The organism is Micromonospora sp. NBC_00389 (assembly GCF_036059255.1).
Taxonomy (GTDB): domain Bacteria; phylum Actinomycetota; class Actinomycetes; order Mycobacteriales; family Micromonosporaceae; genus Micromonospora.
Genome location: NZ_CP107947.1, coordinates 5,296,284 through 5,319,955 on the forward strand (window position 1 = coordinate 5,296,284; position 23,672 = coordinate 5,319,955).

At 72.2% G+C, this 23,672-nt stretch carries 27 protein-coding genes; 14 read left to right on the forward strand and 13 right to left on the reverse strand.

Going from position 1 to position 23,672, the window contains the following annotated elements; genetic code table 11:
• Positions 1-125: 125 nt before the first annotated feature.
• The 7 genes from OG470_RS24995 (at position 126) to OG470_RS25025 (ending at position 3,568) form a co-directional block, all read left to right on the forward strand.
• Positions 126-611 (forward strand): molybdenum cofactor biosysynthesis protein, encoded by a 486-nt coding sequence (locus tag OG470_RS24995; protein WP_328415982.1) that lies wholly within the window; start codon positions 126-128, stop codon positions 609-611.
• Positions 612-719: 108 nt separating this feature from the next.
• Positions 720-1,133 (forward strand): YbaB/EbfC family nucleoid-associated protein, encoded by a 414-nt coding sequence (locus tag OG470_RS25000; protein WP_328415984.1) that lies wholly within the window; start codon positions 720-722, stop codon positions 1,131-1,133.
• On the forward strand, positions 1,130-1,459 hold the full coding sequence (locus tag OG470_RS25005) for a hypothetical protein (RefSeq protein ID WP_328415986.1): 330 nt from the start codon (positions 1,130-1,132) through the stop codon (positions 1,457-1,459). Before OG470_RS25000 ends, OG470_RS25005 begins: the two co-directional genes overlap by 4 nt.
• A 4-nt stretch (positions 1,460-1,463) precedes the next feature.
• Positions 1,464-1,958, forward strand: coding sequence for a WXG100-like domain-containing protein (locus tag OG470_RS25010; RefSeq protein ID WP_328415987.1), 495 nt, complete (start codon positions 1,464-1,466; stop codon positions 1,956-1,958).
• Positions 1,951-2,481: an endonuclease gene (locus OG470_RS25015; RefSeq protein WP_328415989.1), complete on the forward strand. Its 531-nt coding sequence runs from the start codon at positions 1,951-1,953 to the stop codon at positions 2,479-2,481. Before OG470_RS25010 ends, OG470_RS25015 begins: the two co-directional genes overlap by 8 nt.
• Positions 2,478-3,035, forward strand: coding sequence for an SUKH-4 family immunity protein (locus OG470_RS25020; protein WP_328415991.1), 558 nt, complete (start codon positions 2,478-2,480; stop codon positions 3,033-3,035). The genes OG470_RS25015 and OG470_RS25020 overlap by 4 nt, the downstream gene beginning before the upstream one ends.
• Positions 3,032-3,568, forward strand: a complete 537-nt coding sequence (locus OG470_RS25025) for an SUKH-4 family immunity protein (protein ID WP_328415993.1) — start codon at positions 3,032-3,034, stop codon at positions 3,566-3,568. Before OG470_RS25020 ends, OG470_RS25025 begins: the two co-directional genes overlap by 4 nt.
• A 9-nt stretch (positions 3,569-3,577) precedes the next feature.
• On the opposite strand, the gene OG470_RS25030 is transcribed toward OG470_RS25025, so the two are convergent.
• The 4 genes from OG470_RS25030 to OG470_RS25045 all read right to left on the reverse strand — a co-directional run bounded on the left by OG470_RS25030 (position 3,578) and on the right by OG470_RS25045 (position 5,148).
• Entirely contained in the window at positions 3,578-3,982 is a 405-nt protein-coding gene (locus tag OG470_RS25030; RefSeq protein ID WP_328415995.1) for a nuclear transport factor 2 family protein, read from the reverse strand.
• A 111-nt stretch (positions 3,983-4,093) separates the two neighbouring features.
• On the reverse strand, positions 4,094-4,519 hold the full coding sequence (locus tag OG470_RS25035; protein ID WP_328415997.1) for an ATP-binding protein: 426 nt from the start codon (positions 4,517-4,519) through the stop codon (positions 4,094-4,096).
• Positions 4,519-4,686, reverse strand: coding sequence for a hypothetical protein (locus tag OG470_RS25040; protein ID WP_328415998.1), 168 nt, complete (start codon positions 4,684-4,686; stop codon positions 4,519-4,521). The genes OG470_RS25035 and OG470_RS25040 overlap by 1 nt, the downstream gene beginning before the upstream one ends.
• Before the next feature lie 129 nt (positions 4,687-4,815).
• Positions 4,816-5,148, reverse strand: a complete 333-nt coding sequence (locus tag OG470_RS25045; protein WP_328416000.1) for a nuclear transport factor 2 family protein — start codon at positions 5,146-5,148, stop codon at positions 4,816-4,818.
• A gap of 215 nt (positions 5,149-5,363) precedes the next feature.
• Here OG470_RS25045 and OG470_RS25050 point away from each other — a divergent pair, with 215 nt between their 5' ends.
• Positions 5,364-5,750, forward strand: a complete 387-nt coding sequence (locus tag OG470_RS25050) for a DUF2267 domain-containing protein (RefSeq protein WP_328416002.1) — start codon at positions 5,364-5,366, stop codon at positions 5,748-5,750.
• A gap of 94 nt (positions 5,751-5,844) precedes the next feature.
• Here the strand turns inward: OG470_RS25050 and OG470_RS25055 are convergent, their stop codons facing one another.
• Entirely contained in the window at positions 5,845-8,241 is a 2,397-nt protein-coding gene (locus tag OG470_RS25055; RefSeq protein ID WP_328416004.1) for a ricin-type beta-trefoil lectin domain protein, read from the reverse strand.
• Between the two features lie 256 nt (positions 8,242-8,497).
• Positions 8,498-9,340 (reverse strand): copper resistance CopC family protein, encoded by an 843-nt coding sequence (locus OG470_RS25060; protein ID WP_328416006.1) that lies wholly within the window; start codon positions 9,338-9,340, stop codon positions 8,498-8,500.
• 103 nt (positions 9,341-9,443) lie between these two features.
• On the opposite strand from OG470_RS25060, the gene OG470_RS25065 reads away from it, so the two are divergent.
• From OG470_RS25065 to OG470_RS25075, 3 genes are all read left to right on the forward strand, one after another.
• A complete protein-coding gene (locus OG470_RS25065) occupies positions 9,444-9,917 on the forward strand; it encodes a hypothetical protein (protein WP_328416008.1) in 474 nt (157 codons plus the stop codon).
• A gap of 5 nt (positions 9,918-9,922) precedes the next feature.
• Positions 9,923-11,299, forward strand: coding sequence for a hypothetical protein (locus OG470_RS25070; protein WP_328416010.1), 1,377 nt, complete (start codon positions 9,923-9,925; stop codon positions 11,297-11,299).
• A 62-nt stretch (positions 11,300-11,361) separates the two neighbouring features.
• The gene (locus OG470_RS25075; protein ID WP_328416012.1) at positions 11,362-12,138 is read left to right on the forward strand and encodes a nucleotidyltransferase domain-containing protein; all 777 of its coding nucleotides are present in this window, start codon (positions 11,362-11,364) and stop codon (positions 12,136-12,138) included.
• A 38-nt stretch (positions 12,139-12,176) separates the two neighbouring features.
• Here the strand turns inward: OG470_RS25075 and OG470_RS25080 are convergent, their stop codons facing one another.
• The 3 genes from OG470_RS25080 to OG470_RS25090 all read right to left on the reverse strand — a co-directional run bounded on the left by OG470_RS25080 (position 12,177) and on the right by OG470_RS25090 (position 17,152).
• The gene (locus tag OG470_RS25080; RefSeq protein WP_328416014.1) at positions 12,177-13,571 is read right to left on the reverse strand and encodes a dihydrolipoyl dehydrogenase family protein; all 1,395 of its coding nucleotides are present in this window, start codon (positions 13,569-13,571) and stop codon (positions 12,177-12,179) included.
• A 145-nt stretch (positions 13,572-13,716) separates the two neighbouring features.
• Positions 13,717-15,357: a hypothetical protein gene (locus tag OG470_RS25085; protein WP_328416016.1), complete on the reverse strand. Its 1,641-nt coding sequence runs from the start codon at positions 15,355-15,357 to the stop codon at positions 13,717-13,719.
• 229 nt (positions 15,358-15,586) lie between these two features.
• A complete protein-coding gene (locus tag OG470_RS25090; protein ID WP_442931212.1) occupies positions 15,587-17,152 on the reverse strand; it encodes an FAD-dependent oxidoreductase in 1,566 nt (521 codons plus the stop codon).
• Between the two features lie 82 nt (positions 17,153-17,234).
• Between OG470_RS25090 and OG470_RS25095 the strand changes: the two genes are divergently transcribed.
• Positions 17,235-17,828, forward strand: a complete 594-nt coding sequence (locus OG470_RS25095) for a helix-turn-helix domain-containing protein (RefSeq protein WP_328416019.1) — start codon at positions 17,235-17,237, stop codon at positions 17,826-17,828.
• An 82-nt stretch (positions 17,829-17,910) separates the two neighbouring features.
• On the opposite strand, the gene OG470_RS25100 is transcribed toward OG470_RS25095, so the two are convergent.
• Together OG470_RS25100 and OG470_RS25105 are read right to left on the reverse strand one after the other, a co-directional pair.
• Complete coding sequence (locus OG470_RS25100) at positions 17,911-18,303, reverse strand: hypothetical protein (RefSeq protein ID WP_328416021.1); 393 nt, start codon at positions 18,301-18,303, stop codon at positions 17,911-17,913.
• A 133-nt stretch (positions 18,304-18,436) separates the two neighbouring features.
• Entirely contained in the window at positions 18,437-19,303 is an 867-nt protein-coding gene (locus tag OG470_RS25105) for an aldo/keto reductase family oxidoreductase (protein ID WP_328416023.1), read from the reverse strand.
• Positions 19,304-19,444: 141 nt separating this feature from the next.
• On the opposite strand from OG470_RS25105, the gene OG470_RS25110 reads away from it, so the two are divergent.
• A complete protein-coding gene (locus OG470_RS25110) occupies positions 19,445-19,888 on the forward strand; it encodes a winged helix-turn-helix transcriptional regulator (RefSeq protein WP_328416024.1) in 444 nt (147 codons plus the stop codon).
• Between the two features lie 26 nt (positions 19,889-19,914).
• Here OG470_RS25110 and OG470_RS25115 read toward each other — a convergent pair whose 3' ends face one another.
• Complete coding sequence (locus OG470_RS25115; protein WP_442930970.1) at positions 19,915-21,657, reverse strand: sulfatase-like hydrolase/transferase; 1,743 nt, start codon at positions 21,655-21,657, stop codon at positions 19,915-19,917.
• The gene (locus OG470_RS25120) at positions 21,657-22,598 is read right to left on the reverse strand and encodes a CDP-alcohol phosphatidyltransferase family protein (protein ID WP_442930971.1); all 942 of its coding nucleotides are present in this window, start codon (positions 22,596-22,598) and stop codon (positions 21,657-21,659) included. Before OG470_RS25120 ends, OG470_RS25115 begins: the two co-directional genes overlap by 1 nt.
• 93 nt (positions 22,599-22,691) lie before the next feature.
• On the opposite strand from OG470_RS25120, the gene OG470_RS25125 reads away from it, so the two are divergent.
• Positions 22,692-23,672: a zinc-dependent alcohol dehydrogenase gene (locus OG470_RS25125; RefSeq protein WP_328416025.1), complete on the forward strand. Its 981-nt coding sequence runs from the start codon at positions 22,692-22,694 to the stop codon at positions 23,670-23,672.

Here is a 23,672-nt window from a genome sequence, read left to right on the forward strand (position 1 = left end):
GTCGCGTGGGGACGGCGGCGCCCGTGCCGCCGTCCCCACCGTCACGACCACCGGCCGCGGGGCCGCCGACCGCCGGGTCCGCCGAGCCGGCCCGGAGGGTGCCGTCCGGTTCGTAGAATCCGTCCATGCCGCAGATCGTCGAGTTGCTGGCCTCGCCCGTGCACCGCTTCCTGGGCCGGCCCACCGACGGCCCGGCGCCGGCGCCGCCCGGTGAGCTGGTCGACGTGGTCCGGATCCGGGCCGGCCTCGGCATCGTCGGCGACCGGTACTTCGGCCAGCCCGCGCACCGCGACGCCAGCGTGACGGTGATCGCCCGGGAGTCGTTGCCACCCGGCGTCGGCCTGGCGGAGGTCCGGCGCAACGTCCTCACCACCGGCATCGCGGTGGACGAGCTGATCGGCAAGGTGCTGGTCCTGGACTCCGGTGACGGCCCGGTCAGCCTGCGGGTCAACCGGGCCGCCCGGCCGTGCGCGTGGATGGACGTCACGGTCGGCCCGGGGGCGTGGAAGGCGCTGCGCACCACCGGCGGCATCCGCTGCACACCACTCACCGACGGCACCCTGCGCATCGGGCCGGTCGACGTCACCATCGAGCGGTCGCCCGCGCCCTAGTGCCGGCGAGCGCCATCCGTCCATCATGGTGTCCAGGGTCGGCCGGGCCGGGTGAAGCCGTGGTACCCGTCGGTTAGGCTCGGCCCGTTCGGCCTTTGGGGAGGGCACATGGCGGCGGATCAGGTCAGCGGCGACTTCAGCCGCATGTTGGACGCGACGATGCAGGCGCTGGCGGCGGTCAGCGCTCCGACCGACGACGTACCGGCCGACCCGCCGGCCGGCGAGGCAGCGGACGGCCAGGTCCGCGCCGAGCTGGGCCCGGACGGTCGGCTGCGCTCGCTCTGGGTGGAGCCCCGGCTGATGCGGCTCGGTTCGGTGGAGCTGACCGAACACATCACCACCGCCGTCAACGCGGCGATCGACGCGATGCGGGGTGCCACGGTGCCCCCGCAGGTCGGTGACCTGACGCAGCTGCGGGAGCAGTTGGCGGAGGTCCGGGACACGGCGGTGCCGCGCCTGGGGTCGTTCCTCCAGGCACTGACCGATGCGCAGGAGCGGATGGTCCGGGGCGGCCCGAAATGAGCGGCGACGGCTTCGAGGTGGAGCCGCAGTCGATGCGCGACGCCGGCGGGACCGTCTCCGATGTCGCCAGCCGATTCCTCGACGAGTTGGACGGCTTCGAGGCGCAGATGGCCGGTTACGGCGAGCCGTGGGGCGCCGACGACATCGGTTCGCTGATCGGGGCCGCCTACACCGGTGTCGCCGCGTACGTCTTCGACTGCATCGGGATCGCGGCGGAGGAGATCGGCTCGGCCGGTGGCGATCTGACCACCATGGCCGACGCGTACGACCGGGTCGACGAGGACGGCGCGGGCACGATGCGCTCGCTGGCCGGCGGATTGGGGTAGCGGAGTGGGCTTGCAGCTGCCGGGTGAGTTGGTCACCGCGCTGAGCTGGATCGGCTACTCCTGGCCGGAGGGCGACGAGGAGAAGCTCTTCGAGATGGGCCAGGCGTGGATCGACTTCGCCGGCCGGATCGGCGCCACGGCCGGCGAGGCGGACGCGGGCGCGACCCAGGTGTGGTCGCAGAACCTCGGCCCGGCGGTGCAGGCGTTCCAGGGCTGGTGGACCGGTGAGCAGAGTGGGCCGTCGGTGCTTCGGGACGCTGCTCAGGCGGCCGTCATTCTCGGCGCCGGCCTGATCATCTGCGCGGCGATCGTCCTGGCGTTGAAGATTCAGGTGATCGTGCAGCTGGCGATCCTCGCGTTTCAGGTGGCGCAGGCGATCGCGACCGCGGTGGCCACCTTCGGGGCCACGCTGGCCGAGATCCCGATCTTTCAGATGATCACTCGCGAGATCGTCGGTCTGCTGATCGACCAGGTCATCGGGCAGCTTCTCGATGCCTAGCAAGCCGAGGAGTGGTCGCGGCGCGGCCCCGAAGCCGGCCGCCGGCAAGATCGTCAGCGCGGCCGTCAAGAAGCTCGAGAAGCCGAAGGTCCGGGTGACCGGGCCGGATCACAGCCTGCCGACGAAGGTGATCCAGGTCACGCGCAAGGACTTCCACGCCACCTCGCAGTTCCGGCGCAAGATGGCGGCGCTGCAGAAGCTCAGCGACGAGGGCAAGCTCTACAAGGCCACCAACCCGGTCGAGCGGGACAAGAGCATCACCGACGGTTACAAGGAGCGGATCCGGCAGAAGATCTGGGACAAGTACTGGCCACACGACAAGGATCTGGCCAACCGGCTGAGTGAACGGCTCAGCAGCTACCACCCGGACCACGTGTGGGAGCTCCAACTCGGTGGGCCGGACACCGTTGAGAATCTCAAGTTGCTGCATGGTAGAACCAACACGGACATCGGCTCGCAGATCTGGGGGCAGATCCAGAACTTGCCGGACGGCACCCCGATCCGAATAGAGGTGGTGGATTGACCCCCGAGCTGCACCAGCTCATCGAGGAGCTGCGGGCCGACCTGGTTGAGGACCAGCCGGCAAATCTGGGGTACGCCCAGTTCGGCGACGGCGCGGCCACCGACGCCCTGCCGGCCGACCTTCCGGCGGGCCTGCGGGACCTCCTGCTGGTGGCCGACGGGCTGCGCGCCGGTCGGATCGAGTTGGCGTCCACATCGACCCTCGCCGGCATCCAGTACCACCTCGACTACGCGCCGGCCTTCTCCTCCATTCCCGAGGACCGGGCGGGGTGGCTGGTGATCGGCACCCACAGCGACGAGCCGATCTTCATGGATCGCGGCACCGGCGCCATCTGGTACTTCACGCCGACCGGCACCGAGTGGTTCATGTCGGACGCCTTCGAGGAGCTCGCCCCCGACCTCGACTCCTTCGTGCACTACTACCTGCTCGGCCCGGGCTACGCCGAGCTGACCCCCGCCGACGACCGATGGTGGGCCTTCCTCGGCCAGCAGGGCCTGCTCGACGAGGACGACGAAGAAGAGGCGGACGACCCCGACGCGGAGCCCGGGCGGTGACGGTCACCCGCGAGGAGTTGGTCGCGCTGTGGGGCGAGCGGGGCGTCATCTACTTCCCCGACCAGCGCTTCGACGCGATCCTGGGCCCGTTGGGGCCGGAGACGTTCCCGCCGTACGGCGCCCTGCCGGTCGAGGTGCCGATCCTGTTCACGGTCGACGTCTCCGCCCCCGACGTGGAGCTCTTCTCCACCCTGCGGATCGAGGTGGGCGACGAGGCGCCGCGCGCGTACGTCGTGCTGGGCAGCTCGCCCGAGGACCCGATGCTGCTGTTCTGCCTGGAGGCGGCGACCGGCGCGGTGGTGCTGCTCGACCTGCAGACGCCGAACCTGGAGACGGTCAACAGCAGCTTCGCCGCGTTCGTGGAGTTCCTGTACCGGCTGGGCCAGCTCATCGCCACCGACCCGGGTGGCCGGGAGCGGGCGGCCCGTGCCGCGCGGATTCGCATCGATCTGCGGGAGGTCGACCCGACGGCGTTCGCCGAGCCGGAATCCTGGTGGAGCCTGGCGTTCGACGAGCTGGAGTCCACGACCTGAGCCGGCGGGTCAGACCGGGCTGATGTGTGCGGCCAGCACCCGCCAGCCGTGTCTGTCGTCGTGGACCCAGGTCCGGGTGTACCGCAGGCGCGCCGCGAACGGCACGCCGTCGTACACCCCGGCCACCCGGCCCAGGAAGAACGTCACCCCGGTCGACCCGACGACGAGCAGGTCCAGTTCCTCCTCGACCAGCTCCTGGACGACCGAGGTCCGGTCCCGGTGCGCGGTCAGGTCGTCCCGCTTGGTGAGCTTGCCGCCGTCCGGGCCGATGGCGATCAGCTGGTCGACGAGCAACTGGTCGAGGGCCGCGACGTCGCCGGCCCGCTGGGCGGCCTGCAGGGTGCGCTCAGCGTCGAACAGTTCCGCCTCGCGTTCGCTGTCCGGCATGGTGCCGTCCTCCTGATCAGGGTCCACCCGGCGCCACCGTCCGGCCGGGCTGTCCGCATTGTGGCAGCCGGCGTGGCCCCAACGGGTGCGGATCGACCCGGCACGCTGGCCGTGCGCGTACTGCCCCGAGCCGCCGGGTCACAGGCCGAGCCGGATGCGGACGACCGTCCCCTCCGGCTCGGCCAGCACGGCGACCTCGTCGCAGACCTGCTCGACGATCGCCAGCCCTCGACCCCGTACCGCGTCGGCCGGCGGCATGTCGCGGCCGAACGCCCGCATCGGCCCCTGGTCGACGACATCGCAGATCAGCTGATCGGCCTCGGCCCAGAGCCGGACCCGGCCGCCGCCGGTCGTGTGCTGCAAGGTGTTGGTGGCCAGCTCACTGACCGCCAACGTCAGCAACTCCACCCGGTGCGGCGGCAGGCCCCGAGCGAGTGCCCCGGTGCAGACGAACGCGCGCAGCGCGTGCAGGTCGGTCGCCGCCTGGTACGCCATGGTGTCCGGGATCCGAGCGGACGCGTACTGCTCGGTGAGCTTGCGGGCCTCCCGCCGGTCGGACGGCATCAGCCCACCAGACGCGGGTCGTCGACGGTCGGACGCAGCGGGTTGCCAACGCTGGTGATGTCCAGCGCGCTGGTCAGCTCGTCCCGGACGGCCAGGTCGCACTCACCGTTCAGCGCCACCACGATCCGGCCGGGTGCCGCGGACGTGCGGGCCTCGAAGTGCGCCATCGGTCAGCAGCACCCTTCCTCGTTGCAACAGCCGTTGTCGGCACATCATGTCATCCGCTGGCTGGCCGGCCGTGTCCTCCGTTTCGGCGGCGATGGAGGGCGGCCGTGCCGAACCGGATCGGGCGGTCACTACGGGCGGATGTTCAGGGCGCCGATCAGACCGTCGCGCAGCGTGAACCGGTATCGCAGCTCGATCGGGCTGCCGGGAAAGCTGCCCGACACCCGGGTGAGCACCAGGTACGAGTCGCCCGCCTGCGGCGTGACCTTCACCGGCTCGGCGGTGTACGAGTACGCCGCCGTCGTCCGCTCCCGCCAGGCGCGGATCGCGGCCCGTCCCTCGTGCAGCCGATCCTCGTCGGCCACGCTCGCGGTGTCCGTGAAGCAGGCGACGAACGCGTCCAGGTTGCCGTCGTCGACGGCCCGGAAGTACCGGTCGATCACGTCGGGCAGGTCGACCGCCATCTGCTCCTCCTGCGACGCAGGCCGCCGTCGGGCAGCCGCCGAGTTCCCCGTTCGACCTCACCGTACGAGACGCGGCCGGCGCCGCGCGGACCAACCCGGAGAACGCAGGTGGTACGGCAGCGCGCTGCTCTCGCGCAGAGGGACGACGCCTGGCCCGGGTTTGCCGCCGCTGGGCCCGGGTAGCCACCCGTCTCCGGAACGGGAAGGGCGGGGGCATGGCCGAGCTGACGTTCGTCGACAAGGTTGCGGCACGGGCGGGTGTTCCGCCGGAGCAGGCGCGCCCGCTGACCGAGGCCGTTCTGCGTACCCTCACCGAGCGGCTCAGCGGCGGGGAGGCGGCCGAGTTGGCCCCCCACCTGGCCCCTGAGCTGAGCCCGCTGCTGGTCAAGGCCGTCGAGCCGCCGGAAGCATTCGGCTACGACGAGTTCATGCGGCGGGTGGCTGACCGTGCCGGGACGGATCGATCCGCCGCCGAGCGGGGCGTCCGGGCCGTACTTCAGACGATGCACCGGGTGGTCGGGCACCGGGAGTTCGAGGACGTGCTGGCCCAACTGCCGGCCGACCTGGGGGCGCTGGCCCAGCCGTTGCCGCAGGGCCCCTGACCGACCGCCGCCACCAACGACCTGCGTCGGCCGTCCGGGGCGCGGCCCGACCGGTTGTCGGTCAGACCACGCCCCTACGACCGGCGGCAGGTGATCAGCCGACGCTGACCACCCACTTCTGGTGGGCGCCGTTCGCCCAGGTGCCGATCTGGATCTGGGTGCCGTTGGCGGTGCCCGCGCCAGCGACCTCCAGCACCTTGCCCGACTGCGGGTTGCGGATCGAGCCGTCGGACTGCCTCTGCCAAACCTGCGCGCCGGTGCCGTTGCAGGTCCAGAGCTGGACCTTCGTGCCGTTGGCGGTGCCGCCGTTGTCCACGTCCAGGCACTTGCCCAGCGCCCGGTAGGTGTCGCCGACCCGGCTCCACGACTGCGCGCCGGTGCCGTTGCAGGTGTAGAGCTGGATCTTCGTGCCGTCCGCGGTGCCGGAGTTGCTGATGTCCAGGCACTTGCCGCCGATCCCGGTGATGGGCCCGCTGGTCGGTGGCGGGGTGCTGCCCGGGATGGCGTTGAGCGTGTACCACGCCTCGGTGCTCCAGAGCGACTGGCCGCTGGTGGAGGTGAACGGGCGCGGCGAGCGCAGATGCACCACCCGGCCGGCCTTGCGACCGTTGACGGCCAGGGTGACCTTCTTCCCGTCCGCCGAGAGGGTGGCCGAGGTGACGGTCAGCGTCTCCTCGTCGATCTTCGGGCCGCCGTAGCTGGCCGTCGGCTGGTACCGCCACTGCTTGACCTTGTAGCGCGCGGCCAGCTCGGCGGCGGTCTCCGCCGAGACCGGCTGGGTGTACTCCAACTCGAAGCCGGCCTCGGTGGCCCGCATGGCCAGCATCTCGAAGGCGTTGGTGCTGTTCGGGGTGAGCTTCTGCAGGCCGTACGACAGCTTGCCGGTCTGACCCCAGTTGCCGCCCGCGCCGAGCCCGCCGACGTAGATCGCGCCGTCCGGGCCGAGGTTCACCTCGGAGACGCCCGCCTCCAGGCCCTGGGTGAGCCGGAACAGGGCGCCCTGGTACTCGCCGTTGACCTTCTCCACGTAGGCCCTCTGGAGGCCGCCGTAGGTCACGTCGCCGATGACGAACTGGCCGGCGTACCGGCCGCTGGTCAGGTACAGCGGGGTGCTGGGTGAGTTGGCGATCTCGTTCTGCGGCATCCAGAGCACCGGCGCGGTGACCGGGTTGGTGTCGAACGGGCCGGCCGGGTTCATGTAGTGGTTGAAGAACCGACCCTGCTTGATGTGCACCAACTTCGACGAGGGCAGCCAGCCGCCCTGGTTGTCGGTGACGAAGATGCCGCCCTCCGGGCCCCAGCCGATGCCGTGCGGGGTCCGCAACCCTCCGGCGACGTAGCTGACCGCGCCGGTGTCCTTGTTGACCTTGAGGGTGGTGCCGCGGTTCACGGCCGGCTGCGGGTTGGTGGTGGCGCCACCGGAGTTGATCGACACCGAGAGGTTCAGGTAGAAGAACCCGTCCTGGTAGAGCAGGCCGAACGCGAACTCGTGGAAGTTCCCGCCGTACGGCCAGGTGGCGACGGTGTCGAGGCGGTCGGCCACCTCGTCGCCGGTGGTGTCCAGCAGCCGGGTCAGCCGCTGCTTCTCCGAGACGTAGACCACCCCGTCAACGATCTTGAGCCCCATCGGTTCCTTGAGGCCCCCGGCGATCTTCTTGGTGGTCACGTTGCCCGGCCCGGTCGCGCCGCCGGTGTTGCCCATGATCCACACCTCGCCGTCCTGGGAGGTGCCGGACTGGTCGCTGCCGCCCCAGGTGGAGATGACCAGTCGACCGTCGGCGAGCCAGTCCATCCCGGTGACCTTCGGCTGGAAGCCGGTGGGCCGCAGGTTGGTCAGCGTGTAGCCGGGGTGCACAGCGGTCAGCGGCAGGCCGTCACCGGGGGAGTCGGTGACCCCCTCGCACTCCTTGCGGCCCGGCGCGGTCACCCGGACCACACCGGCGTCGGTGCTCAGCGCCGAGTTCGGCACGACAACGAAGGACGACGAGCCGGGCGTCTTCCACTCCAGGGTGATCTGCTGCCCGCCGTCGCGCTCGAAATGATCGATCCGCAGCGGGTGCAGCCCGGCGGTGAGGGTGACGGTGCCCTCCTTGGGCGGCGTCGCGCCGTGCAGGCCGTCGTGGTTGATCACCACGGCGTTGTCGATCGACAGCTTGGATCCGTCGTCGCTGCTCAGCCGGAACGTGTAGCTGCCGGCCTCGGTGGTGGTGATGTTGCCGAGCACCTGCGAGGCGAAGTAGTTGTCGAAGCCGAAGTCGGCGGTCGACGTCCAGTTGATCGTGGACATCAGCTTGTCCACGTTCGGGGTCTGCGCGGGCTTGAGGGTGCAGAGTTCGGAGAGCGGAACCTGCACGTCGAAGACGCGCAGCGTGACGCCCGGTTCCTGCTCGGGGGCGGCGTCGGCCGGGTCGGCCCAGAAGCCGGCGGCGAGGACGAGTGCCAGTGCGCCCAGGACAGGACTGCGGAATCGGCGTAGCAGCCGTGTGCCCATCGTTCCTCCAGGAGGGATAGGAGTATCCGACGGCCGGCGCTGATCAGTGGTGGAGGCGGTGGCCGCCGGCCCGGATCCGAAACGTCCTCGACGCCGACGAGTGACGATTTGGAAACACCGGGCTGATGGGTCGAGACATTAAGGTGCTTCGATTGATCTGTCCATGCCTTTGCATCGATGCATCAAAAGTTCCCGATGCCTGTGCGAAAGTTCGCGGTGGTAGGCCGGAAATGCCCGGTGCGGCGGGTGCCGAGACCTACCGCCGCCCACGCCGGGCCGGACCACCAGCCCGGTTGCCGGGTTTGCGGGCGGGGGTGCCAGGTTTGCGGGCAACGGTGGCGGGCCGGCGGCTCGGAGTGGCACCGGCGGGTCGGCGGCGGGCCGCCACCAGCACGACAACGGCGACCACCACGACGATCAGGGCCGGCACCAGCCACGGCGGCAACCCACCGCCCGACTCTTTCCCCGTGGCGCTGGCCGGCTCGCTCGCCGGGCCGCCGGTCGCGCCCGTGTCGGGGCTCGCGCCGACGGCGCCGGGACTCGCCGACGGGGTGCCCTCGACCAGGGCGAGCAGCGTGGGTGCGGGCCCGTCGGTGGGTGCCGTCCAACCGGCCGGCGCCGCCGTGCCGGAGCCCTGGTAGTCGAATGTGACGCTGCCACGCACCGCTTCACCGTCGGAGGCGACGGACAGGTAGCTGGCGGTGTACCGACCCTTCGCCGGCCAGTGCGCCACGGACACCATGGCAGGGAAGCCGGCGTGGTACAGCCGCGGCTCGAAGACCCCGTTGACCATGAAGTACTCCTGGACCGGCTTGTCCAACCGCTTCGGCTCGCCGTACGACCAGCCGTTGTCCACTCGGGACCCGTTCGGCCCGGTGACGGTGAAGTGGGCGTTGGACGCCGGCTTCTCGGTGAAGTACAACGCCACCTGCGCCAACGGCTCGCGGACCACCGTGCCGGTCAGCGGGGTCGAGGTCGCCAACTGGCCGTGCGCGGACGCCGGAACGGCCGGCAGCAGCAGCGTCACCACCAACGTCGCGGCCAGCGCCGCCACGGCACGGCTCAGAAGGTGACGGGCAGTGACCAGCCTCGATCGCATCCGTTCATCATGGTCATTTCCTCGCCGCCGAACAAGACGTAGAGTTCTCCTCCCCGACGATCAAATCGACAGCCGTCCCCCTCGCGTCGTTCGGAGTCCGCCCGTGTTCGTCCGTGCCCCCGGTTCCCGCATTCCCGCCGTCCTCGCCACCGGTGTCCTCACCGCCCTGCTCGCCACGGGCTGCGGGCAGAGCGACGACCCGTCCGTGGCCGACCCGTCGACGCTGCCGACGGCCGCAGCGCCGCCGACGACCACCACCGCGCCGGCCCTGCCGGACAGCCCCACACCCAGCGCCACCGCCAGCACGCCAGCGGTGGACCGGCAGATCACCGTCACGATCGCCAAGCGGCGGGTCAACCCGCCGACCGGGCGGATCACCGTGGACAAGGGCCAGTTGGTACGGATCACGGTCACCTCGGAGGTTTCCGACGAGCTGCACGTGCACGGCTACGAGCTGGGCGCCCGACTGCCGGCCGGCACGCCCGCCTCGGTGGAGTTCCGCGCCGAGAAGACCGGACTGTTCGAGGTGGAGACGCACGAGACCGAGCTGGTGCTGTTCCAGCTCGTCGTCCGCTGAGCACCATGACCGGCGCCCCAGCGGTGCTGGCGCATGGTGTCGGTGGTCGCCAGGATCTGCCGATCACGCTGCCGCAGCTCGTCATCGCCGCCGCCCTGGCCCTGGTCGTCACGTTCCTCGCGCTGGGCCTGCTCTGGCGCGAACCACGGCTCGACCGGGACGCGACCGGCGGCCGACCGGTGCCGCAGCGCCTGGCCCGGCTCGTTGACGCGCCCACGTTCCGGTGGGCACTGCGCGGCGTGGGCCTGCTCGCCGCCGGCTGGTTCTGCCTGGGCCTGCTGGCCGGGCCGGACACCCCGGACAATCCGACGGCCGGCGCGCTCTACGTGCTGCTCTGGGTCGGGCTGGTGCCCGTGTCGCTGGTGCTCGGCCCGGTGTGGCGGACGGTCAACCCGCTGCGTACCGTGCACCTGCTCGCCGCGCTGGCGGCGCGGCGTGATCCGGCGAGCGGCGTCCGTGAGCTGCCGGCCGGCCTGGGGCTCTGGCCGGCCGCCGTCACCCTGTTCGGGTTCGTCTGGCTGGAGCTGGTCGCACCCGAGAGGGCCACCCTGCCGGTCATCACCGCCTGGCTCGCCGGGTACGCCGTGGTCATGCTGGCCGGGGCGGCGTTGTTCGGTGCGGGCTGGTTCGACCGGGCCGACCCGTTCGAGGTGTACAGCGGGCTGGTCGGCCAACTCGCCCCGGTCGGCCGGGCCGCGGACGGCGTGCTGGTGTGGCGCAACCCGCTCGACGGGATAGCCGGGCTGCGGCCCCGACCCGGGCTGGTCGCCGTGGTGGTCGTACTGCTCGGCTCGACCATGTTCGACAGCCTCTCCAACGCGCCGGCCTGGCTGCGCTTCAGTCAGGAGAACGGCCTGCCGGCGGCGGTCACCGGCAGCGTCGGGCTGATCCTGGTCATCGCCGCCGTCGCCGCGGCGTACCTCGCCGCCACCGTCGCCGCGGCCCGGATCGGCCAACCCGGCGCGGCTTCGGTCGACGGTGCCGGCTCGGTCGACGGTGCCGGCTCGGGTCGCGGGGTGCCGGGCGAGCTTGTCCACTCGATCGTGCCGATCGCGGCGGGCTACCTGGTGGCGCACTACTACTCGCTGCTGATCCTGGAAGGTCAGCGCACCGTCGCGCTGCTCTCCGACCCCCTCGACACCGGCGCCAACTGGCTCGGCACCGCCGACTGGCAGCCGTACACCGGTCTGGTCACCCCCTCCGGCGTGGCCAGCCTCCAGATCACCGTCATCATCCTCGGGCACCTGCTCGGCACGCTGCTCGCCCACGACCGGGCCCTGTACCTGTTCCCCCGTGCCCGAGCGGTGGCCGGTCAGCTCCCGCTGCTGGCGCTGATGGTCGCCTACACCGTCGCCGGGCTGCTGCTGCTCTACGCCGGGTAGGGCCGCCGCCGGCCGGGCGACCCGGGTTCGGGGCGGTGTTTGGCCACGGGTGAGGATGGGGCGTGGACACGGATCTTCGCCGCTACCTCGACGAGCTGGTCGACGCCGCCCAGGGCGTGCTCGGCGACGACCTGGTGGGCGCGTACGCGGCCGGCTCGGTGGGGCTCGGCGCGTACCAGGCCGGACGCAGCGATGTGGACGTGGCGCTGGTCTGCGCCGGGCCGCTGACCGAGGCAGACAAGCGGGCGCTGGTGGCGCGGCTGCGACACGAGGCGCTGCCCTGTCCGGCACGCGGGCTGGAGTTGGTCGCGTACCAACGGGCGGTGGCCGCCGCCGGTAGCCCGGAGCCCGGCTTCGAGGTCGAGCTGAACACCGGCTCCGGAATGACGTTCCGGTGCACCCTCGACCCGGCGGACCGGCCGGCGACCGACGGCCGGTTCTGGTACGGGCTGGACCGCAGCATCCTGCACCAGAGCGGGCTGCCACTACTCGGGCCGCCAGCCGGCGAGGTCTTCGCGGACCTCGACCCGACCGACCTGCGTCGCCTGCTGATCGAGGCGCTGACCTGGTGGCTGGCCCTGCCAACGCCGCCGGACGACCAGCCGGCGCCCGGCGCGGAGGACGCGGTGCTCGGTGCCTGCCGGTCGTTGGTACGCCACCGCGACGGCGTCTGGCTGTCAAAGGCGGCGGCCGGGCAGCGGCTGATCGACGCCGGAGAGCCGGCCGAGGTGATCCGTCGGGCGGTCGCCGCGCGGCACGGCGGGCCGCCACCCAGCGGCGCCCAGGCGCGCGCCTTCCAGCACCGGGTCCGCGCCGAGATCGCCGGCCAGCCCGACTAGCACCTGGCTGGAGCAGCGCCTGGCCCGGCGCGGCTCGCTCAGCGGACCGGGCGGGACTGGAGCGACGCGAAGAGCAGGTTGAGGCCCTCGGCCATGGTCGGGTGGGTGATGATCGCATCCCGCAGCGCGGTCCACGGCATCCCGGCGAGCATGGCCAACTGCACCGACGTGATGACCTCACCGGCCTCGGCGCCGAGCAGCGCCGCACCCAGGATCTGGTCGGTGCGGGCGTCGACCACTGCCTTCCACATGCCCTCGGTCTGGCGCAACGTACGTGCCCGGGGGATCGCGGCCACCGGCAGATGGGCCACCTGGACCTCGTACCCGGCGCGGCGCGCCTCGCTCTCGGTGAGCCCGACCCGGGCAAGCTCCGGGGTGGTGAAGACGGTGTACGGGATGAGCCGACCCGCGGTGCTGCGCTGCTCACCCGCCAGGTTCGCCCGGATGATCCGGTAGTCGTCGAGCGAGGCGTGGGTGAACTGGGGAGTGCCGGCGACGTCCCCGGCCGCCCAGGTCCGCTCGGCGCTGGTGCGCAGGTACTCGTCGACCACCACGAAGCCCCGATCGTTGAGCCGGACGCCGGCGGCATCCAGCCCGAGCTCGTCGGTGACCGGCGCCCGGCCGGCCGCCACGAGCACGTCGTCCCCGGTCACCAGGCTCCCGTCGTCGAGAGTGACCTGGACCGTGCCGTCGGCGTTGCGGTCGACTCGGGCAACCGTCACGCCGACGCGCACGTCGATGCCGTCGTCGAGGAACACCTGCAGCACCGCGTTGCTGACGTCGGAGTCCTCGCGGCCGAGTAGACGGGGACCACCCTCGATCACCGTCACGGTGCTGCCGAACGACGCGAACATCTGCGCGAACTCCACCCCGACGGTGCCACCGCCGAGCACCACCAGTCGTGGCGGCAGCCGGTCTAGGTGAAGCAGGCTGTCGCTGGTCAACACCCTCGCCTCGGCCATCCCGGGTACGGACGGCAGGTGCGGGCGGGTGCCCGTGTTGACCACCACGTCGGCGCCGCGCAGCAGCCGTTCGCCGCCGTCGGCCAGCGACACCCGCACGGTCCGGGGGCCGACGAACCGGGCCTGACCGATCACCAGGTGCAGACCGGAGTCGAGGAACTGCTGCCGGTTGGCGGCGACCATCCCCTCGACGACGTCCTGTTTGTGCGCCCGCAGGAGGTCCACGTCGACCCGGCCGCCCTCCACCACCAGGCCGAGCGCGGCGGCGCCACGCAGCTGTCGGGCCGCGCGGGCGCTGGTTACCAGCGCCTTGGTCGGGATGCACGCGACGTTGATGCAGCTGCCGCCGATCATGCCGCGTTCGACCAGGGCCACCCGGCGTCCGGACCGAGCGACGTCCATGCTCAGCGTCTTGCCGGCCTTGCCGCCGCCGACGACCAGCAGGTCGAACTCCTCCGGTCGGTCGGTCACGGGGCGCTCCTCTCGCTCGCCGGCCGGGCCGGCGGCCGCCCGTGCGCGACGGCCAACCCAGCCTGCCAGCTCCGCCGAGACCGTCGACCCGGTTCCCGGCAGAATCGCCCCACTCCACCTGCGGCCCGGTCGATCGCCGCCGAGGTCAGTGCCGGGCGGCGCCGTTCTCGCTGATCGGCTGCCCGAAGGGCAGGAACGGCACGGGCGTGGGGTCGCCGTTGCCGCCGGGTCGGCCGAAAGCCGGCTCGGCATCGCCGGTTGACCCCTGCGGGGCGGTCGTCCGGTCGGCGGTCACGGCCGGCTCGTCCGTGCTGACCGGTCCGCCGGCCCGCTCGTCGTCGGACTGGTCGGCTTCGGGCTGATCGCCACCGAGCCGCTCAGCACCGGGCTGGTTGTCAGCGAGCCGCTCGTCGATGGGCTGCTCGTCAGCCGGCTGGTCGTCCGCGAGTCGGTCGGCACCGAGTCGATGGGTGGCGGGTCGGTCGACACCGGGCCGGTCGACGCCGGATCGGGTGCCCACCATCGGGTACTCGGCGGTCTCCGTACCGCCGGCGGCGGCGGCCATCACGGCGGCCGCGGCCAGGTCGGCCACCCGCTTCGCCTCCCGCTGCACCCGGGCGCGGACCTCCTTGGCGTGCCGCTCGGCGGAGTCCCCGGCCCGGCGGGCCTCATCCAGGCGGGTGCTCTCGGCGGTGAGGTCCCGGCGGACCTCGCCCAACCGCTGCTGCATTCGGGACAGCTCGTTCTCCAGCGTCTCGCCCTCCTGGCGGATCTCGGCGAGCTGCTGGCGGGCGGTCTCCAGCTCGTCGTTCAGCTGGGCTGACTCCTCCCGGCGCTCCGCAAGCTCCTGCTGCACGGTGGCGAGCTGCTCCTGGTGGGCGGCGGCCTGCTCGTTGGCGCGATTGCGCAGCTCGGTCACGTGCTGCTGTGCCTCGGCCAGCAGTTCGGCAATCTGCTGCTCGGTCGCGCTGCGCTGCTCGGCCAACTCTCGTTCCGCGGCTGCCTGCTGCTCGGCGACCTCCTGCTCGGCCGCGGTCCGCCGCTCATAGATCTCGCGTTCCACCCCGGACTGCCACTGGGCCAGCTCCTGCTGACTCTTGGACCGGGCCGACTGGATTTCCTGCTGGATCTGGGTACGGGCCGACTTCATCAGCGCGTCGGCGGCGACCCGCGTCTGGTTGAGCTGCTGCGCGCTCTGCTCGGTGATCCGCTTCGCCTCGTGCTGTGCGCGCTCGTGCGCCTCCTCACCGTCGGCGCGCAGCTGCTCCGCACGTTCCCGGATCGCGGTCAGCTCGGCCTCGGCCAGGGTTCGCCGCTCCTCGTGTGCCTGCTCGTGCTCGGCGCGTCGGGCCGCCAGTTCCTCCGACAGGTCCTGACGTGCCTGTGCGGCCCGCTCGCGGGTGTCCATGAGGATCCGCTCCGCCTCGGACCGTAGCTCGTTCGCCCGGTCGGTAGCCGACTCGGTGATTATTCCGGCCTGCTTCTCGGCGAGCGCCATGATCTCCCCGATCATCGGGCCCAGATCCTGGAACGAGGCGCGGTCCACCTGCGCCGGTTGCTCGTGTGCCTCGGCCAGCTCGGCACGCAGCCGCTGCACCTCGGCGGTCAGCTCACGGACCCGGACAGCGGATCGCCCGTGCTCACCGCTCAGCATCTTCAGCTGACCGTCGAGCTGCTCCAGGTGCTTGTCGACCTGCCGTTTGTCGTAGCCGCGCAGGGCGAGCTCGAAGCTCGGCCGAGAGGCCGCGTCGTCGCGTACCGCGAACGGCTCAGCGCCGATGGACATGCACCATCCTCCAGACGATCAGGGCGCCAGGGCCGGCGGTCGAGCACCCCGCGGGCCGTGAGTGTGGCGCAACGCTACCGCCGAGGCCGCGCCGAGAGTAGGCCCGCCCCACCGCCGGCTCCCGAGCCCGCCCTTCCTTGGTCGATCATGGAGTCGTGGTGCCCGGAAGGCCCTGATCCGCCGCTCTTGTCGCCCACCACGACTCCATGATCAACGTGGCTGGGTGGGTTCAGCGCCGCCGGGCGACCAGCACCGCGTCGTGCAGGGTGATCTCCTTGCCGTCCGGGTCGGTGCCGGCGCGGGACCGGGCCTCGGCGGTGAGTACCTCCCACCGGGCCGGATCCAGTGAGACGGCTACGTCCTCGGCGGTGTACATCATGTCCGGCATGTGCATCCGGTGCGTCGACGTCCACAGGTCGGACGGGTGGTGCCCGACGATCAGCAGGATGCCGCCCGGTGCCACGGCGGCGGCCAGCCGGGCGAACAGCTCCCGCCGCTGCGGCGGTGGCAGGTGCATGAACTGCGCGGACAGCAGGTCGTACGCCTCCTCGGCGGGCGGCTTGTCGCGCAGGTCGACGTGCGTGAACTCGATGCGGTCACCGACGCCGGCGGCGTCGGCGTGCTCCGCGGCCCTGCCCAGCGCGGTGGTGGAGATGTCCGCCGCCGTCACCCGCCAGCCGCGCTCGGCCAGCCACACCGCGTCGGCGCCCTCGCCGCTGCCCACGTCCAGCGCCCGTCCCGGGGGCAGGCCGGCGGCCTCGGTGACCAGTTGCGGGTTCGGCCGGCCGCTCCACACCGCCGGCTTGGAGTTGTAACGCTCCTCCCACGCCGGCTCCTCGAAGGTCGTGGCCACCATCTGCCGGTACGCGGTCACCGCGTCGCGGGTCTCCTCGGCGATCAGGTCGGCGTTGATCGCCGCTCCGGCGCCCAGGCCGGCCGCGGCGGCTGCGATCACCTGGCCGCGTACGTCGGCGACGTTGCCGGCCACCCAGACGCCCGGTACGGTCGTCGCCCCGGTGGCGTCGGCGGGGATCTGGCTGCCGATCACGTACCCGCCCATCGTCACCTCCTCTGGGGCCAGGCCCAGCCCGACCAGCAACCCGGCGCGGGGGGCGGTCCGGGTCGAGACCACCAGCGCGTCGAGCGGCAGCACCCGGCCGGAGGCGAGGCGGACGCCGGTCAGCGCGTCCCCGGTCACCTCCAGCGCGGCGACCGGGCCCGGCACCACGGCGATGCCCCGGGCAGCGAGCCGCTCGGCCGCCTCCTCGTCCGGTGCCGGGGCGTCGTGCAGCAGGAGCAGTACGTCCGAGCTCCACTGCCGCCACATCTCGGCCTGGTGCACGGCCATCGGACCGGTGGCCAGCACGCCGATCCGCCGGTCCTGAACCTCCCAGCCGTGGCAGTACGGGCAGTGCAGCACGTCGCGACCCCAGCGCTGCGCCAGACCGGGGACGTCGGGCAGCTCGTCGGTCAGCCCGGTGGCCACCAGCAGCCGTCGGGCCCGCACCGCGTGCCCGTTGTCGAGGCTGAGGCGGAACCCGTCGTCGTCCCGGACCGCCGTCTCCACCCGCCCGGCCAGGAACTGCCCGCCGTATCCGGCCACCTCGGCGCGCCCGGCCGCGACCAGCTCGGCCGGCGGCGTCCCCTCCCGTGCCAGGTAGTTGTGCACATGGCCGGCCGGCGCGTTGCGCGGCTCGCCGGAGTCGATCACCAGCACCGACCGTCGGGCCCGGCTCAAAGCCAGGGCTCCGCTGAGCCCGGCCGCGCCGCCGCCCACCACCACTACGTCGTACATCTCGTCCACCGGTGTTCCCCTTACTTGTCGGCTGCGCCCACCATCCGTCGCCGCCGGCCAGGTGGCAACTATCCTTGCCGTTATGGCAAACGACGACAGTGCGGCGCTGGCCGCCGTCGGCCCACGGCTGCGCGCCCTGCGCAACCAACGGGGCACGACGCTGGCCCAGCTCGCCGAACTGACCGGCATCTCGGTGAGTACCCTGTCCCGGCTGGAAAGCGGCAGTCGCCGGCCCACGCTGGAGCTGCTGCTCCCGCTGGCCCGGGCCTACCAGGTGCCCCTGGACGAGCTGGTGGACGCCCCGGCCACCGGCGACCCACGGGTACGCCCCAAGCCGATCGTCCACCACGGCGTGACGTTCCTGCCGCTGACCCGCCGACCGGGCGGTTTGCAGGCGTTCAAGCAGATCCTCCCGCCGAACACGCCCACCGGGGAGCACACCCAGCAGACCCACGAGGGGTACGAGTGGATCTACGTGCTCTCGGGCCAGCTGCGCCTGCTGCTCGGCGAGCACGATCTGACGTTGACCCCGGGCGAGGTGGCCGAGTTCGACACCCGCATTCCGCACCGGGTGATCAACCCCGGCCCGGGTACCACGGAGGCTCTCAGCCTCTTCGGGCCGCAGGGGGAGCGGCTGCACGTCCGCGCCCGGCCCACCACCTCCGACAACCGGTAGTCCGGCGCGTCTGTCCGGCTAGCCGTCCGCGTGGTGAGTCAGCGCGTCGTCAGCGGCCGACGCGGACGTTCGGTCAACGACCTCAACGACGTGCCGTGAGGGGCACGAGGATGAGGACGGCAACGCCGAGTGCGGTGGCGCCGACAGCCCACCACCAGAAGAATCCCGAAAAGGCCGAGGCGATCAGGAGCCCTATGCCGAGGCCGGCCAGCAGGCCGAGTGCGAACAAGGCCCGAGGGGGCAGGGCGAGATGCGGAAGGCGCCGCACCACGAGCACTTCCAGCCAGGTGCCGCCGAACGCCAGTAGTGCTGCGCCGACCACGTCCACGGCGGACAGTCCGTGACCTTCGCTGAGGGGCACGAGGACTCTGCCCTCGTTACTGGCGGGGACGAAGAGAATGAGCACGCCAGTGACGATGAGCAGAGCGGTGATTGCTACCTGCGTGCGTGGCGCACCCCCGACATCTTGCGACATCGCTACAGTCTCGGCCATCCGCCGTGATCTCCGCAGGGGCCGTATCGGTGAACATCGAATGCCGGCGGCACTCGCCGCGCCTTGATCCCGCCCTCCTGGCCCAACCTTGCGCGATCCGCCGGCGGATGTTCCGTTAGCGGCCGATCTTGTCCAGCTCGGCGAGGTCGTCGTCGGAGAGGGAGAGTCCCGCGCCCGCGATGTTCTCGCGCAGGTGTGTCGTGGACGAGGTGCCCGGGATCAGCAGGATGTTCGGCGAGCGCCGCAGCAGCCAGGCCAGGGCGACAGACATCGGTGTTGCCGCCAGCCGGGCGGCCACGGTCGAGAGCGCCGAGGACTGCAGTGGGCTGAAGCCGCCGAGTGGGAAGAACGGCACGTAGGCGATGCCCTGGTCGGCGAGTGCGTCGATCAGCTCGTCGTCCTGGCCGTGCGCGAGGTTGTACATGTTTTGCACGCACACGATCGGCGCGATCGTCTGCGCCTCGGCGACCTGTTCCGGCGTCGCGTTGCTCACTCCGAGGTGCCGGATCAGGCCCTGCCGCTGGAGTTCGACGAGCGTCTCGAACGCTTCGGCGACCGAACCGGGCTGAGGTCCCTCGGCATTGCCGAGTCGGAGGTTGACCAGGTCGAGCACGTCGAGACCGAGGTTCTCCAGATTCTCGAGCACAGACCGGCGCAGGCTCTCCGGGTCACGGGCCGCGGGCCAGCCGCCCTGCTGGTCGCGGTTCGCGCCGACCTTGGTCACGATGTGCAGCGAGTCGGGGTACGGGTGCAGCGCCTCCCGGATCAGCTGGTTGGTGACATGCGGCCCGTAGGCGTCGGCGGTGTCGATGTGGGTGATGCCGAGCTCGACGGCCTCGCGGAGGACGGCGAGTGCGCCGTCGTGGTCGGCCGGCGGTCCCATGACCCAGGGGCCGGCGAGCTGCATGGCGCCGTAGCCGAACCGGGTGACGGTCAGGTCTCCCAGCGTCCAGGTGCCGCCGGGAAGGGAAGTGGAGGCCATGCTCATACCTCTGGCTTTCGCGTCGCGCTGAGCGGTGCTGGTGCATCGCGGATACCTGTTCCACTATCAGGGGGTAACTTCCTGACGGGAAGTAGGCACCTAGAGGTTCGTAACGCACCCAGCAGTGGGAGGAATGGTTCGATGGCGACGACGACAGCGGCCCAGCAGAGGGCACAGGCCAAGGTGGAATATGACGCTTTCGTGGCGCAGTGTCCCAGCCGCAAGCTGCTCGACCGAATCGCGGACAAGTGGGTCACGTTGGTTCTGGCCGCGCTACGCAGCGACGGCTCGCAGCAGTTCGGCGCCGACTGCGCCGGCGAACCCCGCTCGATGCGGTACTCGGAGCTGTCGCGCATGCTGGCCGGCGTCAGCCAGAAGATGCTGACTCAGACGCTGCGCTCCCTTGAACGCGACGGTCTGGTCACCCGCACTGTGGTGCCGACCGTGCCCGTCACGGTCACCTACGAGCTGACCGACCTCGGCCTCTCCCTGCACCAGGTGATGCGCGGCTTGAAGGGCTGGGCCGAAACGCACATGGACGACGTGCTCGCCAACCGCGCGACATACGACAACCAGGTCGCCTGAGCCCAGCAGACACGACGTTTGCGTGGTCAGCGGGGTGCGGCGATCGGCGGCGTCGATGGCCCGAACGTGGTCAGGAACCGGTCCCGGAAGGTGTCCATCGGCCACACCGGAGCCTGCGGGCCGGGCCGCAGGCCGTCCTGCCAGCCCCAGCCCGCCACCCGGTCCAGCACTGCCGGGTCACGGGCGACGATGGTGATCGGGACGTCCCGGCTGGCGCCCTCGCCGGTGACCACCGGGGCGGGCTGGTGGTCGCCGAGGAAGACCAGCACCAGGTCGTCGTCCCCGTAGGTCTGCACGTAGGAGATCAACGTCTCCAGTGAGTACCCGATGGACTGCCGGTATCCGGCACGGATCCGGCCGGTGTCCCCATCGGTGTCGCCGCTGTCGTCACCGGCGGCGGCGCCGTGGTAGATCGAGCCGTCGCCCACCTCGTCCCAGCCGATCATCCGGGGCACTGCCGTCCACGGGGAGTGGCTGGAGATCAGCGGGATCTCCGCCATGATCGGTCGGTCGGCGCTGGCGCGGACCTGCTGCTGGAAGAACGACATCGTGTACTGGTCGGGCATCGGGGCGTAGCTGAACTTCGGCCCCCGGTAGCCGAGCGCTTCGGCGTCGTAGTAGCGGTCGTACGCGAAGAAGCTTTTCTCCGGCCACGGCTGGGTGGCCGCCGGCAGCACCCCGACGGTCTGCCAGCCGGCCCGCCGGAACGCGCCGTTGAGCGTGAGCCGATCGCTGGCCAGCAGGCTGCGGTGCCGCTGCTCGTTGTCCGTCCACAGGCCCGACAGCAGCGTGTCGTGTGCCAACCAGCTGCCGCCGCCGAAGGTGGGGGAGGTGAGGAAGCCGCTGCGGGCCTGGTACCCGGCCGCGCGCAGCCGCTGGGTACCGGCGTCCAGCACGGCGTTGACCTGCGGCGCCAGCTCCGGGTCCTCGACCGCGTCGCGGCCGTAGCTCTCCACGAAGGCGAGGATGACGTCCTTGCCGCGCAGCCCGGTCAGCAACTGGTCGCCCGGGACGTCGCGGAACGGGTCGGCGGCGATCTGGGCGGTGAAGGCCCCCCGGTCGCGCAGCCGCTCGTCCACCTGCCCGGCGTGCGCGCCGACCAGCGCGGTGCTCCCCGCGTCGGCCACCGGCACGCCCGGGACGACCCGCACCCCGACGACGGCGCAGACCACCCAGGCGACGGTCAGCGCGGCCACCGCCCGGGTCGCCACCCGCTCGTGGCGGGCCAGCAGCGACGCGATCCGGCGCAGCGCCAGCGTCAGCACCAGCAGCAGCGCGCCGACCAGCAGCACGATGCCCACCGCCGCGCCGACCGCGCCGGCCCGGCCGGCCGAGTCCCGGACGAAGCCGAACGCGTCGTCCAGCAGCAGCCAGTCCAGCACCAGGTCGAACGGCCGGTCGAGGGCGGTGCGGAAGCCCAGGTCGGCGAGCTTCACGATGGCCAGCAGGCCGAGCAGCGGCCCGACCACGACCACCACCACCCGCCGGGGCCGCGCCGGCAGCGCCAGTAGCAGCGCGGCGACGAGCAGCCCCTCCAGCGGGATGCGCAGGAAGGCGCCGGGCGTGAGCAGACCCAGCCGGTCCGGGCCGACCAGGACGGCGAACACCAGCAGCACCGCCAGCAGGCTGCCCGCCGCGCCCGCCATCCGCCGCGCACGGCCGCCTCTCGCGGCCAACACCCCGGGGGTACGCGCCGACGCCTCATCCGCCGTCCGGCGGCGCGGGCGGAACCGGTCAGCCAGCCGGCTCAGCCGGGCGGGAAGGGTCATCACAGCCTCCAGTCGGAGTGGACCGTACCGCCCGAGCCGCCCGCCATCGCGGAAGCGTGCACCGGCAGCAGGGGCGGTACGGAGACCGGGGACGGCACCGCGACCGGCAGCATCGGCGGCAGGACCACGAGGGCGGGCACGGCCCGCGGCGCGCGCACCGGCGGCACGGTCGGCGCCGGTGCGGCAACCGTCGGCGGCGCGGTAACCGCCGCCAGTGCGGCAGCCGGTGCCTGCGGGGCCACCGAGCGGGGCGCCGGCCGGCGCCGCCAGAGCCAGGCGACGTCCCGGCCGAACGACTCGACCAGCAGCGCCAGCGCCACCACCAGTACCAGCGTCGTCCACGGCTCCGGCAGCACCCGTGCCGCGGCCACCGCCAGCAGCACGCCCTGCGCGGCGGCCACCACCTTGCGCCAGTAGCGCGGCGGCAGCGACCCGCTCAGCCAGGGCAGCACGGCGCTCGCCGCGACGAACGCGTACCGCATCGCGCCGATGGCCAGCACCCAGGCACCGGCGGTCGGCGCGACGTACACGCTGAGCACCAGGATGAGGAACGCGTCGACCTCCATGTCGAAGCGTGCGCCGAGCGCGCTGACCGTGCCGGTGCGCCGCGCCACCAGGCCGTCCACCGCGTCCAGCAGCAGCGCCACCGCGCTCACCGCGACCAGCAACCCCACCGGCGCCGGCCGGCTGAACGAGTCCACCACCAGCGCGGTGACCGCGCCGACCAGGACACCCCGGGTCAGCGTCACCCGGTCGGCCGGGCCCAGCCGCGACGCGCCGGCCCGGTGCAGGCCCCGGCTCAACGCGAGGCAGGTCACCACCGCGTAGCCGGTCCCGACCAGCCAACCCGCGCCGCTCAGACCCACCGTGGCGGCCAGCGCAGCCAGCACGACCAGTTGCGCGCCCAGCCCGATCATCGGACCGCTTCGAACTGTGGGCACCGTACCTCCGTGTTTATGATCGACGACCCCAACAGGGAACACGGAAAACGTGGCCGTTCGGTTCGGCCGGGAGCAAAGGTGAGGTGCGCGACGGTGATCCGCGAGGCGTACGCCTGCTGGGTGCGCGAGCCCGGCGCGGCGGAGATCCGGCCGGTGTCGCTGCCCGCCCCGGGCCCCGACGAGGTGCTGGTCCGGGCGCGCTACTCCGGGGTCAGCCGGGGCACCGAGACGCTGGTCTTCGCCGGTCGGGTGCCCGCCGACCAGTACGCCGCGATGCGCGCGCCGTTCCAGGAGGGCGACTTCCCGGGCCCGGTGAAGTACGGCTACCTCAGCGTCGGCGTGGTCGAGCAGGGCCCGCCGGAACTGCTCGGGCGCACGGTCTTCTGCCTGCACCCGCACCAGAGCGCGTACATCGTGCCGGCCACCGCCGTGGTGCCGGTGCCGGACGGGGTGCCGCCCGCGCGGGCGGTGCTCGCGGGCACGGTGGAGACCGCAGTGAACGCGCTGTGGGACGCCGCGCCGCTGGTCGGCGACCGGGTCACCGTGGTCGGTGCGGGCATGGTGGGCTGCTGCGTCGCCGCGCTGCTCGCCCGGTTCCCCGGCGTGCACGTCGAACTGGTCGACACCGACGCCCGCCGGGCCGGCGTGGCCGGCGCGCTCGGCGTCGAGTTCGCCAGCCCGGCCGACGCCTCCGGTGACCGGGACCTGGTCGTGCACGCCAGCGCCACCGCCGCCGGGCTGCAACGCTCGCTGGACCTGCTCGCACCGGAGGGCACCGTCGTCGAGCTGAGCTGGTACGGCGACCGCCCGGTGCAGGTGTCGCTGGGTGGGGCGTTCCACTCCGGCCGGCTGACCGTGCGCAGCAGCCAGGTCGGCATGGTCGCACCCGCTCGACGGGGGCGGCGCAGCTACACCGACCGGCTGGCGCTCGCCCTGGACCTGCTCGACGATCCCGCCTTCGACGCGCTGATCACCGGCGCGTCCCGGTTCGCGGAGCTGCCCGACGTGCTCGCCCGACTGAGCACGGGCGACCTGCCCGCGCTCTGCCACCTCATCACCTACGACGGGGAGTGA